Annotated in this window: 13 protein-coding genes; 6 read left to right on the top strand and 7 right to left on the bottom strand. The window is 60.9% G+C overall.

Going from position 1 to position 14046, the window contains the following annotated elements; genetic code table 11:
- Positions 1-38: 38 nt before the first annotated feature.
- Together EFB14_RS11395 and EFB14_RS11390 are read left to right on the top strand one after the other, a co-directional pair.
- Complete coding sequence (locus tag EFB14_RS11395) at positions 39-1100, top strand: AraC family transcriptional regulator (protein WP_126825371.1); 1062 nt, start codon at positions 39-41, stop codon at positions 1098-1100.
- A 221-nt stretch (positions 1101-1321) separates the two neighbouring features.
- A complete protein-coding gene (locus tag EFB14_RS11390; RefSeq protein ID WP_126825368.1) occupies positions 1322-2467 on the top strand; it encodes a right-handed parallel beta-helix repeat-containing protein in 1146 nt (381 codons plus the stop codon).
- A 20-nt stretch (positions 2468-2487) separates the two neighbouring features.
- Here the strand turns inward: EFB14_RS11390 and EFB14_RS11385 are convergent, their stop codons facing one another.
- On the bottom strand, positions 2488-2685 hold the full coding sequence (locus EFB14_RS11385; RefSeq protein ID WP_125842475.1) for a hypothetical protein: 198 nt from the start codon (positions 2683-2685) through the stop codon (positions 2488-2490).
- 272 nt (positions 2686-2957) lie between these two features.
- Between EFB14_RS11385 and ku (EFB14_RS11380) the strand changes: the two genes are divergently transcribed.
- Positions 2958-3761 carry a non-homologous end joining protein Ku gene (ku, locus tag EFB14_RS11380; protein ID WP_126825365.1) on the top strand — a complete coding sequence of 268 codons (804 nt, stop codon included), beginning with the start codon at positions 2958-2960 and terminating at the stop codon, positions 3759-3761.
- Between the two features lie 5 nt (positions 3762-3766).
- On the opposite strand, the gene ligD is transcribed toward ku (EFB14_RS11380), so the two are convergent.
- Genes ligD through EFB14_RS11360 form a run of 4 tightly spaced genes read right to left on the bottom strand, consistent with a single transcriptional unit; the run spans position 3767 to position 7646 of the window.
- On the bottom strand, positions 3767-6283 hold the full coding sequence (ligD, locus tag EFB14_RS11375) for a DNA ligase D (protein WP_126825362.1): 2517 nt from the start codon (positions 6281-6283) through the stop codon (positions 3767-3769).
- A gap of 1 nt (position 6284) precedes the next feature.
- Complete coding sequence (gene ku, locus EFB14_RS11370; RefSeq protein WP_126825359.1) at positions 6285-7121, bottom strand: non-homologous end joining protein Ku; 837 nt, start codon at positions 7119-7121, stop codon at positions 6285-6287.
- A gap of 18 nt (positions 7122-7139) precedes the next feature.
- On the bottom strand, positions 7140-7370 hold the full coding sequence (locus EFB14_RS11365) for a DUF2188 domain-containing protein (RefSeq protein WP_125842483.1): 231 nt from the start codon (positions 7368-7370) through the stop codon (positions 7140-7142).
- Between the two features lie 15 nt (positions 7371-7385).
- The gene (locus tag EFB14_RS11360) at positions 7386-7646 is read right to left on the bottom strand and encodes a hypothetical protein (RefSeq protein WP_126825356.1); all 261 of its coding nucleotides are present in this window, start codon (positions 7644-7646) and stop codon (positions 7386-7388) included.
- 145 nt (positions 7647-7791) lie between these two features.
- Here EFB14_RS11360 and EFB14_RS11355 point away from each other — a divergent pair, with 145 nt between their 5' ends.
- From EFB14_RS11355 to EFB14_RS11345, 3 genes are all read left to right on the top strand, one after another.
- Positions 7792-8220 carry an OsmC family protein gene (locus EFB14_RS11355; protein WP_125842487.1) on the top strand — a complete coding sequence of 143 codons (429 nt, stop codon included), beginning with the start codon at positions 7792-7794 and terminating at the stop codon, positions 8218-8220.
- Positions 8221-8275: 55 nt separating this feature from the next.
- Positions 8276-9760 carry an FAD/NAD(P)-binding protein gene (locus tag EFB14_RS11350; RefSeq protein ID WP_126825353.1) on the top strand — a complete coding sequence of 495 codons (1485 nt, stop codon included), beginning with the start codon at positions 8276-8278 and terminating at the stop codon, positions 9758-9760.
- A gap of 113 nt (positions 9761-9873) precedes the next feature.
- Positions 9874-10779 carry a DMT family transporter gene (locus EFB14_RS11345; protein ID WP_126825350.1) on the top strand — a complete coding sequence of 302 codons (906 nt, stop codon included), beginning with the start codon at positions 9874-9876 and terminating at the stop codon, positions 10777-10779.
- Positions 10780-10810: 31 nt separating this feature from the next.
- On the opposite strand, the gene EFB14_RS11340 is transcribed toward EFB14_RS11345, so the two are convergent.
- Both EFB14_RS11340 and EFB14_RS11335 read right to left on the bottom strand, forming a co-directional pair.
- Complete coding sequence (locus EFB14_RS11340) at positions 10811-12427, bottom strand: VOC family protein (RefSeq protein ID WP_183605221.1); 1617 nt, start codon at positions 12425-12427, stop codon at positions 10811-10813.
- A gap of 21 nt (positions 12428-12448) precedes the next feature.
- On the bottom strand, positions 12449-14044 hold the full coding sequence (locus EFB14_RS11335; protein ID WP_126825345.1) for a response regulator: 1596 nt from the start codon (positions 14042-14044) through the stop codon (positions 12449-12451).
- Positions 14045-14046: the final 2 nt, after the last annotated feature.

Here is a 14046-nt window from a genome sequence, read left to right as displayed (position 1 = left end):
GACCTGCGGGTTGTAGAAGGCAGAAAGAACCGAGCAACATGGTATGGTTGAGATCTCAGAGTTCGGCGCGCACTCGCGAGCGTGACTATGGCTTCGCACCGACGCACGAAGGCGACAACTTCGAGTCGATGGTGCAAGCCTTTACGGCAGGCTATGGCCCCTTTGGTGCAAAGCCGCAGGGCGATGATCGGGCCTTTGCCTGGGCAGCAGATTTGAGAACGAGTGGGACGCTGACCGCGGTTCATTCGGTTTTTCAGAGCTCCTGGAAAGTTCAAACGCTCGACGAGACCCCGCAACACCTTGCGTTCTACATTCCGCAGAGGGGATCCGTTCAAGTGACCGTTGGCAAAAGAACGGTCGAAGGTGTCGCGGGACGAATTCTCATGGTCAACAATCATGAGGTTGGCGATCGACTGGTCCAGGGTGACCCCCACTGTTCGGACGCGCTTTGCCTGGATTGGAAAGTGGTGAGGCGAACGCTTTTTTCGCTGCTGGAAACGCCGACCCTGGAGTCGCTTGACCTCGAGCCCGTCGTGGATCTCGCAACACCGTCCGGCCGGCTTATCGGCAACCTGGCGCAGACGATCGTGCAGGGCATGCGCAATTGCGGTCCGCTTCTGTCCTCGCCGCTTGCCGTATCGACGATGAGCGAAACGCTTGCTGATCTCGTGATCCGATTTGCCCAGCATCGCCTTTCCTGCCATTTTCAAAAAACGAAGGTGTCGGCGGTCGCTCCTTGGCATGTCCGGCGCGCCATCGACTATATGCACGCTAACATTGCTGAGCCTTTCACCATGTCGATGGTGGCGGATGAAGTCGGAATTTCGCTCCGCGCGCTACAAACGGGCTTCAAGACCTTCAGGGGAACGTCACCGGGCGCTTACCTACGCACGATCAGGCTGAAAGCCGTTCACGACCAGTTGCGTGATCCCTTTAACCAGCAAACGCTTCGCGACATCTGCACCACGTGGGGCTTCTTCCATGCTGGCAGGTTCTCTGCGATCTACCGCAGCGCTTTTGGGGAAAGCCCGAGGGATACGCGCTTGCGAGCTTCCTTCAGCTCCGCTGTAACGGCACACGCTCTCAGCGCGTCAATGTGATGCCGGCCGCGAATGCGTCCCATTTTTCACATAACACTGAAAAACTTCTGACATAACGAGGTTCCCAAGTCTCGACCGCGGGCCTTGAAGACCTTGGTCTTGACGGATGGGATGAAGATCGGGGGGACGACCTCTGCGCGCTCGGCTAAGCTCAGATCGTCAAATTCCTGCCACACGTCCTTCATTAATTCTTGCGCTGCCACCGTTCGAATGGAGATCCGATGCCCGCAATCGTGCGAAAGAAAGCTCACGGCGTTTCCACACGCGGAGAAGTCGTCGACGGCGCCGCGGATATTGGCGTTGCCTATCAGGTGTTCTCCGACGCGGTGGTAGAGGATGTCGTTGTCAAGAATTCTCCTCGTGGCTTCAAATTTCACAATGGCAAGAACCTTGTCGTGAGGCGCTGCGAGACCGAGAATGTGGTGGGCGACGGCATCTACTTGACGAAGACGTCGAACGTGCTGCTGGAGAATAACCGCGTCGGGGCGGCACCGGGAGAAGGCGCCGACTGCTGCCAGTTCGCCTATCAAAACAAGGACAACAATATCAGTTCCGATGTCGTCATCCGGGGCAATCTCTTCCTTCAGTCGCCGGACAGCACATCGAACAAGGGCGCCCTGGTCTGCGACAAAACTCAAAAATACCTCGTTGAATACAACTACATCGGTGGGAAGAATTTCTCTTTCTCGTCGGTCGGCGACGATGCCGTGGTGCGCAGCAACATCATGCGCGACGGCAGGATGAATGACTATTCTTTCGGCTACGGCATTGGCGACAAGGTCGATCACGCCGGGCATCATGTCTACGACAACTGGATCGAAAACAGCAATCGTGGCGTCAGCCTCAGCGGTTTCTCGGACCAAGGACTGGCTTTTCGCAAAGACGTCGACATCCACGACAATGTGATCAAGGAATGCGACATTGCGTTCTTCGCCAATCGGCCATGGTCGGGGAGTTTTCGGCGCAACATATTCCTGAGGTGCAAGCAGGACATCGTCCTGAGGGCAAAGGGCGAGGCAACTGCAGGAGAGGTCGAGGACAACTACGTCAACGACGGCAGTTTCCTGAGTGTCACCCCGCCGCCGCTTCGCTTCAAACCCGACGGAAAAGCATCCGTGGCCTCCGGGGAATGGACATCTGAACCCGACGAGATCCGCATCCAGTGGCGTAACAAGGGGATCGACATCCCCGGCGCCAATCGGCCCTCCATTGCGGTCGAGCCCGGAATGGAATTGTCATGCGTCCTGCTGGCGCGTAAGGAGCAGAATTGGATGATCGCGATCGCCGAGACCGCCTATGACCAGTTCATGCCACGCGCCTGGCAGGAGAAAATGCTGCCCTGGCAGAAGCGCTATCTCTCGATTTAAGTAATGTGGCCCGCGACCCGTCACCCGTCTTGGACGCCCGGAAGCCGTGGCGGCGGGCCGGGATCGAAGCTCGAAAACCATCCCGGCGGGCCATACTCATTTTGTGAGCTTTGAGGCAGGAAAAAGCCTGCGAATTTCGCATAGGAGACCATAAGGCCAAAAACGATTACGAGCCCAAAAGCGATGCGCGTTGCCCGCCTCACGTCTTCTTTTTTCATTGAGCGCTCCATATCCACGAGCTCTGCATCATCGCTGAAGAATTACAGAACCATTTGGTATGCAATTTTGTCAAGAAGGTGGCGGCTGCGAACTGTCGATCGCGCGGCGCTAGGTGAAACCTTCGCAGAACCTTGAATTGCTCCGGGGTCACGGCGGCGTCCGTCCGGGGGCTTCCCCGGAAAAGTATCGGGACCTGGAACCAAAGGCGGCCCCTTCCGTTGATTGCCATATCTCGGACCATGTCTGGAAAACGACCCGGCGGCAGGCGCATATGGCACGTCAGACATTTTGGAAAGGTTATCTCAAGCTTTCGCTCGTCACCGCGGCCGTGTCGCTGACACCGGCGACGACCGAAAGCAACAAGGTCCGTTTCCACGTCCTCAATCGCCAGACAAAGAACCGCGTCGAAAGCCGCTATGTCGACAGCGTCACCCATAAACCGGTCGCCGAACGAGACCAGGTGAAGGGTTATCCGCGCGGCGAGGACGACTATGTTCTTCTCGAAGACGAGGAAATCGAGGAGGTCGGGCTCGAAAGCACCCGCACCATCGACATCGACAGTTTCGTGCCGTGCGGTTCCATCGACTGGATCTGGTACGACAAGCCGCACTTTCTGGCGCCTGAGGACAAGGTCGGAGTGGAAGCCTTCTGCGTCATCCGTGAGGCCATGAAGGCGAACGACGTGGTCGGCATTGCCCGCCTGGTTCTCTATCGTCGGGAGCGCGCCGTGCTGCTGGAGCCACTGGGTAAAGGCATCATCCTCTGGACACTGCGGTTTGGCGACGAGGTGCGCGAACCGGTGGCCGAACTCGACAGCAAGGCGGAGGTCGACAGCCAGCTGCTGACGCTGATGAAACAACTGGTGAAGGAGGAAACGAAGGATTGGAGCCCTGAAATGGTGCAGGACCCGATCCAGAAACGCCTGAAGTCGATGATCCGCAGCAGGCAGAGGAGCTTGAAGAAGACCGCACCCGCTCAAAAACAGGCGCCGGTGAAATCGACCGGCAATGTCATCAATATCATGGATGCGTTGAAAAAGAGCCTCGCTGGGGAAGGTGGGGGGAAGCCGCGTTAAGGTCCCTAGCCTTTCCCCTTCTTCTTTTCCAACGGCTTCGCCGCCGCGAAGAACTCGTTCCAGGGATCTCTCGGCAAGGCAGTGAGCCGTGTCGGCGTATTGTCCACTGTGAAATGTGCCGGTCCGATATCGGCACTGAGCTCGCTCCATTCCAGCGGCATCGAGACCGCGGCTCCCGGCCTTGCCCGTGTCGAATAGGGTGCGACCGCCGTATTGCCGCGGCCATTGCGAAGATAATCAATAAAAATTCTGCCCCCTCGTTTGGCCTTCGTCGCCGTCGCAAGATAGCGGTCGGGACCATCGGCCGACATGCTGTCGGCAAGCCATTTAGCAAAGGCCTTCACCCCTACCCAGCTGGCCTTCGGGGTCAGCGGCGTCACCACATGCAACCCTTTGCCGCCCGTCGTCTTGACGAAGGCGGCGAGGCCTTCAGCTTCCAGCCGCTCCTTCAATTCGTAAGCGGCGGCGATCACATTCTCCCATTCCACGTCCTCGCCGGGGTCGAGATCCATGGTGATCATATCGGGCTTTTCCCAGTTGTCGGTCGTCGCCCCCCAAGGATGGATTTCCAGCACGGCCGATTGCACCAGCGCCACGACGCCGTCGTAATCGGTAATGCGCAGCAGCTTCTCTCCCTGCTTGTCCTTCGGGTCGATGATCTCCCCGATATGCGAGTTCATGCCCTTCCAGGCGTGTTTCTGGAAGAATCGCTGACGTCCGTTGATGCCGTCGGGCAGGCGCAGCAGTGCTAGAGGCCGGTTGACGACATAAGGCGCCATGAAGTGCCACACCTCGGCGTAATAGTTCGCCAGCCCCTCTTTGGTCACTCCCTCATCAGGCCAGTAGATACGGTCTGGATGGGTGAGCGCCACCGCCGATGTTGGCAGGCTGCGCGCCGTCGTCCTTTCCGTCTCGCGCGTCACCTCCTTCGCGGGCTTGTCCTCGCGCAGGCCGCGAAAGGCGGCATGGCGCAGATTGCCGTCGGCCGACCAGGCGCTGAATTCCACCTCGGCGACCAATTGCGGTTTCACGTAGATCAGCCCGCGCCGCTCCTCTGATGTCAGCTTGTCGTCGAACGATGTCTTGGTCTGCGTCAGCTGCATCAGTCTCTCGTAGAGCATCTGGGCCGTTGCCGCCGTGTAGCCGGTGCCGACGCGGCCGACATGCCTGAGCTTGCCCTTTTCGTAATAACCCATCGCCAGCGAGCCGATCGCATTCTTCATCGATGTCGACGGAACATAGCCGCCGATGACGAATTCCTGCCGATGCGAGCATTTCGATTTGATCCAATCGCCATTTCGCCCGGAGGTGTATTGGCTGTCGCGCTGCTTGGAAATCACGCCTTCGAGGCTGAGGCGGCAGGCATGGTCGAGCACCAATCCACCGCTTTCGTTGAAATGCACGCTATAGCGCAGCTTATCGTTATCGCGGGGCAGCAGCGTCTCGAGCAGATGCTTGCGATCGATGAGCGTCACGTTCAAGAGACTGTGCCCGTCGAGGTAAAGCAGATCGAAGGCGTAAAAGACGAAACGATCGTCGCGGCCCTCGCTCAGATCGTGCTGCAGCGCCGAGAAGTCCGAGGCGCCGGTATCGCGCTCGACGACGATTTCGCCGTCGATCACCGCCGATCGGACCGGTAGGGCTGCAAAGGCATCAAGCACCTCCTTGCCGAATTTCACCGTCCAGTCGAGCCCGCTGCGGGTCAGCATCGTGATTGCGCCGTCCTCCACCCTGACCTGCAGGCGATAGCCGTCGAACTTGATCTCATGGATCCAGTGATCGCCGGCCGGCGGCTTTGGCTTCAGCTTGGCAAGGGCCGGCTCGATGAAATCGGGCATCGCGGCCTTGCGCGCACCTTTTGGCCAGTCACGTTCCCGGGGGGCTTGGATTTTCGTTTTTCGCGCCGGCTTGTCAGCGGAAGCCGCCTTGCCGTCCTTCGAGTTGGAATTCCAGGTCGCATTGGGGTGTTTTGCCACCTCTTTGAGCTGTCTGCCGGTCTTGGCCGATTCCGGCCGCTCCTTGAGGATGTCGCCATGATGACGGGCCTCGGCGTCATCTCCCTTGATCAGCAGCCAGTTCTCTCGTTTTTCGCCGGGCCGGCCGTGCATGCGCACCAGATGCCAGCGGCCTTTCAGCTTCTCGCCGTCGAGTTCGAATTCCATATGGCCTTTTTTATAGGCCTTGCGGGCATCGCCATGCGGCGTCCAGGTGCCGCGATCCCAGACGATGACAGTGCCGCCGCCATACTGTCCCTTGGGAATGATGCCCTCGAAATCCCCGTAGGAAAGCGGGTGATCCTCGACGTGCACGGCGAGCCGCTTGTCCTCCGGGTTGAGGCTCGGACCTTTCGTCACCGCCCAGCTCTTCAGCACGCCGTCCATCTCCAGCCGGAAATCGTAGTGCAGCCGGGTCGCATCATGCTTCTGGATGACAAAGCTGTTGCCGCTGCTGGTGCCTTTTCGTCCGCGCGGCTCGGGGGTCAGCTTGAAATTGCGCTTCGCCTGATAGGTTTCGAGGGCCATTTCAGCTTGCCTTCATCCCGCGGCTGTCGCTGCGCGCCGGCGTCTTCTTCGCAGGCGGCTTGCCGCCCATCTTCGCGCTCTGGCGCAGCGCCTCCATCAGGTCGACGACCTTGCGTTCCTGGAGCGGTTTCTTCTTCGGCAGTGCGCGGCCTTCGATCTTTGCCTTCACCAGCTCGACCAGGGCGGCCTCGTAGCGATCTTTGTATTCGCTGGGTTCGAAGCTGCCGTGCTTGGTCCCGATGATATGGCCTGCGAGTTCGAGCATCTCCTTGTCAAACTTGATGTCGGGAATATCCTTGAACACCGTATCGGCCGAGCGCACCTCGTAGTCGAAATTCAGCATCGTCGCGACGATGCAGTCGTCATGGGGGCGGATCAGCAGCGTCCGGTTACGTCGAAAAAGCACGGCTTCGGCAAGTGCTGCGACCTTGCCGTCGCGCATGCCCCTGGCGATCAGCGACAGCGCCTCCTCGTCATGCGCGTCGACGGGCGCGAGATAGTAAGGCCGATCGAAATAGAGCTTGTCGATGTCGTCGTAGGCGATGAAAGCCTTGATATTCAGCAGCTTGTCGCTTTCCGGCATGATTTCGGCGATCTCGTCGCCCTCGATGACGATGTACTCGCCATTCTCCAGCTGGTAGCCCTTGACCTGGTCGTCCCGCTCGACCGGTTTGCCGGTTTCGCTGTCGACGAATTGCCGCTCCACCCGATGGCCGGTTCTGCGGTTGATAATGTTGAAGGAGAGGCGGTCGGACGAGGAGACGGCGGTATAGAGCCCGACGGCGCAGGCAAGGTCGCCCACCCTCAGATGACCTTTCCAGCTTGCCCGAGCGGCCATCCCATCCTCCGTCGCAAATCAGAGCCGACTGTTGCTCTTGTCGGTTTCAAGCTCCTGGAATGCCCAGCCGCCGTCGGGCGCGGGATAGGCAAGCAACGCATCGCCGTCACCAATCTTCTGGCGCGAGGCAGCGTCCTTGGCGTGGACGATCGCTTCATCCGCGGTCGGATAGGTTTCCGAAAGCGTGTTGCCAAGTTTATAGGCCCAGCCATTGTCATGGGGCACGACCTGATACGTGATATCGGCCATTTCGGATCTCCTCTTTCAGTTCCGATTTGGTTTGCGTCTGGCATCGAGCGCGATGATCTTTTCCAGGGAGGCGATATCCTCGCTGGTGACGACAGGAACAGGATCGGCCGCGATCGCCTCCAGCACCTCCTGCGAGATGGCGCCGTTGCGGATTGCCCATTCCAGTGTCTCGCGAGTCTCCCGCTCAGCCTTCAGCTGCGCATAGAGCACGACGATCACCCGATCGCGAGCATCCATCCGCCGGCGCTGGCGATCCATGCTGCGGACATCAGGCATCACAATACACCTTTGTCACTGATTTCGTTCAGGTGTAATCAACTGATGACGGATGGAAAGGTTCCGAATCCGATGGGCGCTCGCGTCTGTTGCGGCAACGGACGGAAATCACCATCTGCAGGGATATTCGTCAGAGGATTTCATCATGGCCGATCTCAAGGCTCGCCCCCGTCCGACCGGTGCCACCGCCGTTCTCGGCCGCACCGGCTTTCCGCACGTCACCTCCACCACGAAGGGCGAACTCGACATCGTCACCGCACCGTCGCATCCGGGTTTCAGCCCGCTCGATCTGCTCTATGCCTCGCTCTCGGCCTGCCTCGTGCTCAGCGCCCGCATTGCCGCCAGCCAGATGGGCATTCTCGACAGGATCAGCGAGATCACCGCCGACGTCACCGGCGAGAAGGCGACGGAGGGGCTTTCGCGTGTTGGGAAGTTCAATATCGCCTTCTCGATCAAGGGCGATATCGACGAGGAAACCCGCCGGAAAATCGTCCACGCCGCCGAAGACGAGATCTGCACCGTCAGCAACACCATCCGCGGCAATCCCGATTTCTCGACGACAATATCGGGATAGCGTTGAGATATCCATAATAATTATAGACAATTGGGGACGGAGGATTGCGCGGGCAATGCCCGGCTTCTATGCTCGGAGCATCGAAAGCAATGATCCGGCCATGATGCAATCCAAGTCTATCTCGAATTCCAAGCGGCCCGTCGTCGCCATCATCGGCGGCGGCGTTTCCGGCGCGGGCGTTGCCTATCATCTTGCCAGTGCGAATTGCCGCGAGCACCCTGTCATCATGGTCTTCGAACCTCGCGCCGAACTCGGCCGCGGCCTTGCATATGACACGGCAGATCCAGCCCATCGCATCAACGTTCCTGCCGCCAAGATGAGCCTGCAGCCGGACGATGTGGGCGAATTCCAGGCCTGGATCGAGGCGCGCGACGCCGTCGCCGACGATCCTGAGGCAAATCGGTCCGACGGCATGCTCTTCCCCCGGCGCCGGCTTTTCGGCGATTATGTTGCCTCCCTGCTGAAACCGCTGCTGGAAGATGGCACCGTGCGTCATTGCCGCGCCACGGTAACCGGTGTCGAGCGCCATGCCGGCCGCTGGTCGATCCTGGATGATAAAGGCGGCGTGACCGAAGCCGATATCGTTGCGATCGCCACCAGCCATCCGCCGCCGGCAGCGCCCGGCCGGCTTGCAGCAAGCCTTGCAGCCCATCCGCGGTTCGTTGCCGATACCACGAAACCGAGCGCACTCAACGTCATCCGTCCGCATGACCGGGTATTGGTCATCGGCAACGGCCTGACGGCTGCCGATGTCATCGCCTCGCTGGCGCAACGCGGGCATGTCGGGCCTATGACCGCCATTTCGCGCCGGGGCTTGCGTTCGCGTGGGCATGCGCCGGTGCCGCAGCCGCTATTCGGCGATTTCGGTTTAGATGCGGCGCATTCCGCCGGTTTTCTACTGGCAAGGGTCCGCACCGCCATAGAGGCGGCGAAAGCGCAAGGGATCAGCTGGCACGGCGTGATCGACCAGGTGCGGGCACAGGGACATGATCTCTGGCAGGCGCTGCCGGTTGCCGAACGACGTCGTCTCGTGCGCCATCTCAGACCCTACTGGGACGTGCACCGCTTCCGGATCGCGCCGCAGGTCGAGGCCGTTCTCGACGAGGCGATTGCTACGGGCCGCCTCAATATCCTTGCGGGCTCGGTCGCCGATGCGCGCATCGACGGCGAGCGCATCCTTTGCACTCTGCAGCCGCGTCATCAACGCGAACCGCTGGAGGAACGCTATGACGCTGTCGTCGTCACCACCGGCCCGGCGCATGGCGGCATTCTCGAAACCCAGCCCTGGCTCGCAGCCCTTGCGGCAAACGGCCACCTGATGCTCGATCCGACCGGCCTCGGCCTTGCCTGCACCGAGCGTTCGGAGGCGATCGGTTCATCCGGAACGGCAGACCCTTCACTGCTGATCTCCGGTCCGCTGGCGCGCGGCACTTTCGGTGAACTGATGGGGCTGCCGCAGGTGACCGAGCATGCCTTCTTCGTCGCGACCGAAATCGCCGGAAAGCTGCATGCCGCCGCGACAATTACGCATCCGGCCTGATTTTCCATCCGAATGTCGTTCTCCGGCTGTCGGGGGCGACCGACTTCTGATAATCACCCGGCGGCCGGCATCCCACCGCCCGGGTTTTCAGCCGAGCAGAAAATATCAGGATCATGTCGCAGGCTGCCTCCACCGTTTCCGAAGCTTCGCCTTCCAATCGTTTCCCGCTTGCGGTGCTTCTTCTCGGCGGGGCGGCGATCGGCGGTTCGCCGATTTTCGTCAGGCTCTCCGAGGTCGGCCCGATGGCCACTGCCTTCTGGCGCGTGGCGCTGGCATTGATCCCGATCTTCATCGTCTCGATGCTGAAGAAGGATGCGGGGCAAAAGCCGCAAAGCCTTTTCGACTACAGCATGCTGATCCTTCCGGGCGTCATGCTGTCGCTCGACCTTGCCGCCTGGCACCTTTCGATCACCATGACCTCGGTCGCCAATGCGACGCTGCTTGCCAATCTTGCGCCTGTTTTCGTCACCGTGATCGCCTTCCTCTTTTTCAAGGCGCAGATCAGCCGTGTCTTCATGCTTGGGCTTGCCCTGGCGCTCGTCGGCGTCGTCATCCTGAAGGGCGGGCCGGCCGCTTTGGCCGACGGCGACCTCCGCGGCGATGGCCTGGCGATGATCGCCGCCTTCTTTTATGCCTGCTACATCCTTGCGCTCGGCAGGCTGCGCAGCCGCTTCGATACGATGCGAATCATGCTGTGGAGCACGGCGTCCGCGGCCGTCTGCATCTTTCCGGTCGCCTTCTTCTTTGAGGGCCACATGCTGCCGGTGACCGTCTATGGCTGGTCAATGGTCTTTGGCCTCGCCTTTATCAGCCATGCCGGCGGGCAGGTGGCGATCACCTATGCGCTTGCCTATCTGGCGCCGGCCTTTTCCTCGCTGACGCTGCTGCTGCAGCCGGTCGTCGCCGCGATCCTGGCCTGGGCGCTGCTTAACGAAGCGATCGGCATGATGCAGGCATTGGGTGGCGCCGTCGTACTCGCCGGCATCATGGTCGCCCGGACATCCCGCCTTCAGACGTAGAACAGAGATGCGCTTTGGGCGCCGCTGATCCTCAGCGAATTTCCTGCAATAGCCATTTCTGGATGATCGGCACATCGGCATCGCCGAGATCGTGGCCGCCGGGGATGACGTCGGAATCGACGGTGGCGCCGGAACTCTTCAGCCTCTCTTCCAATTCGCTCGCATATTTGCCGTAGGCATCCGTCTTGCCGCTGATGACGAGGAGGTCCGTGCCCTTCAGATCCGCGTGCGGATAGTCGCTGAGGACAGGCATGGAACGCAGCAGAACCGCCTTGTGTACGAGGTTCGGGTGCAGGTACAGCAGCGAGTTCAAGAGGTTGGCGCCGTTGGAATAGCCGACATAGACGACCTTCTGGGGATCGAGCCCGTAGGATTTGACGGCGCCCTCGATGAAGGCTGCAAAGGCCTCCGCCTCGGTCTTGATGTCGTTCTGGTCGAAGGAGAAGGGGGTAATGCGCTTGTACCAGCGGGGAAAACCCTCCTCCGTCGCCCGGCCGCGTACGCCAAGCAGCGTCGCCCGCGGCGCTACCCTGTTCAAGAGCGGCATCAGCGTCGTCTCATTGCCGCCGGAGCCGTGCAGCAGCACGAAGACGCTGCCGTCGGGGTCCGGGGGCGTATAGAAGCGATGGACGAACGGCAGCTCGCGGTAATTGATTCGCGGCTGGCCGGGCATCGAAAACTGCGGCAGTACCACTTTCAGGTCGTGAAGGTTGGTGATGGCGTCGGGCGGCGCGAAAAGCTTCTTCCCGAGCGCTGCCTGCTCCTCGTCCACGATCATGCCCGGCTTGTCGGTCGCAAGCTCTACAAGCGTGCCGCCGGGCTCTCGGGCGTAGAGCGAACGGAAATATTTGCGGTCATGCATGTTGGTCGGCAACGCCTCGGTCGTCTCCAGCGCCTTGCGCACGGAAAGCAGCGTCTCCTCGTCGGCGGCGCGGAAGGCGACATGATCGATCGTGCCGGTGCCCGGCGCGCCGGACCAGAAGCCGCGCGCGTCGCGCACGTCGATGATGTCGCCGGATTGCGAAACCAGTCTGTCGATCGTCCCACGGCTCGCCTGGAAGCGATAACCGAAATGGTTCTCGAGGAAACTGCGGCTTTCGGCGGGCTTCTCCGTCAGCATGGTTGCGCCGCGCACACGCTGGACGGCATGCTCGATAGGGATCGAGGCACCGTCCCAGGCCGCCGGCGATGTGAGATCCTTGGCGCCCGCGAGCTTGAGGATGATGTTGTCGGGGTCCTTCAGCCGGAGGACGGGCTCGCCGAATTCGTCGGCCGGTCCCTCGGAACGCAGGCCGAAGCTCATGGCGCGCGTCAGCCAATAGCCGATGCTTGCGGGGTTGATTGACAGCGATATTTCGCTGATCTGGCCGTAGCCGGCCCGGCCGGGCGAACCATCTTCCCAGACGAGGAAGGTGAGAAGCGAACCCGGCGTCCCCGCTGCATCGCCGTAGAAGAGGTGAAGCTGCGTCGCATCCTCGTAACCGGCCGTCTGCTTGACGAGCCGCATGCCGAGAAAGCCCGCATAGAAGTCCACGTTCGCCTGAACTTTGCGGGTGACGGCGGTGATGTGGTGTATGCCGGATACCATCGTAAGCAGTCCTGATTGAAGCGGCGTCAGGAGCGCGAGTATGAGAGCTGCGACAGTCATACCGTTGCCAATGACCATCGCTTAGTTTTGTTCCGCACAAAGCGCAAGCGAATCGCCGCGCTGCAGCAATTCCAGATGGTCGACATCTTCGAGCGCCTCTTCCAGCTGCTGAAGCGTGGGTGGCTTGACCATATAGGCAAGCGCGCCGAGATCCCGGGCCCGCCGCATGTCGGTCTCGTCGCTCGATGTGCTGAGGATGCAGACGGGAATCCGCTTGAGGCGGGCATCGGCCGAAAGCGCGTGCAGTACCTCGAAACCATCCATGATTGGCATGTTGATGTCGAGCAGCATCAGGTCGATCTGCGGCAAATCGGCGATGCCGGCGCGTTCTTCGAGCAGCCGCATCGCCTCGCGCCCGTTGGTCGCGACATGCAGGTTGAAGTTCACTTTCTCCCGCCGCATCAGCTTGATCTTCAGAATCTGGATGTCCGCCGGGCTGTCTTCCACGAGCAGCACTTCGGCGAGCCTGCCTGCGCCGTCGCCGGAATGCTCGGCCGATTTGGCGCTGTGCGAGACAGTTGACGCGGCGGGCGGTGCGGATCTCGCTTCGGCGAGCGGCACTTCGACGATGAAGGTGGCCCCGGGCCCATCCTCTGCTTCGCACCAGATCGAGCCGCCATGCAGCTGCGCGATACGGCGGCAGATGGCAAGGCCGAGGCCGGTGCCTTCGATGCCGCGGCCGACAAGGCGCTTGAACGGCTGGAAGATCAGCTCACGGTGCTGGGGATCGATGCCCGGCCCGTTGTCGCGCACACCGAGGCGACAGACATCGCCCTGCGGTTCGCCCGAGATCGTCACCTCGGGGACCTTCTGCTCGCAATAGCGGATGGCGTTCGACACGAGGTTCTGCAGGAGCTGGGTCAGGAGCGTCGCATCGCCCATGACTTCGGGCAGCGTCCCGCGGATGATGACGGCGCCGCGGCTTTCGGTCTGCTGGCGCAGATTGTCCTCTACCTGGTTGAGCACATCAGACAGCGACACCGGCTTCAGCTGCGGCCCGCCGGAGGCCTCGAGCTTGGTGAAGCCCGAGACCTTGACGATCAGGTCTTCCATATGGTCGGCAGCGCTCAGCACATAGTCGAGCAGTTCCCGGTCCTCGGCGGGAAGCGCTGCGGAACCGTGCAGGATGCGGCTGAAGGATTTGATCGTCCGCAGCGGCTCCTTCAGATCGTGGGCCATGGCGCGCGTGAAGATCTCAAGTGATTGGCGCTTCTGCTCCAGCTTTGCCTCCAGCACGCCGTGCATGATGGCGTTCTGGATGCAGCGATGCAGTGTTTCAGGCGACAGCGAATCCTTGGTCAGATAGTCGCGCGCGCCACTCTTCATCACCTCGACGGCGACGGTTTCGCTGCCCTGTCCGGTTAGCATGATGACGTTGGCGGCGGGATCATCCTCCAGGATGTCGGCAAGAACGCCGAGCCCGTCGCGCCCCGGCAGGGAATAGTCGAGCAGGATGCAGTTCGGCCGTTTCCGGTGGTTCAGCGCAAGGCCTTCTTCGCCCGTCTCAGCCTCGACCACCCTGTAAGCCGTGCTCGAGACGCGCCCGAGTATGCGGCGATAGACCTCGCGATCGTCGATATTGTCGTCGATGATGAGGATGCAGCAGTCTTCCGCCAATC

The organism is Rhizobium fabae, assembly GCF_003985135.1.
Classification (GTDB): Bacteria; Pseudomonadota; Alphaproteobacteria; order Rhizobiales; family Rhizobiaceae; genus Rhizobium; species Rhizobium pisi.
This window is presented reverse-complemented; position numbering and strand designations above follow the sequence as displayed.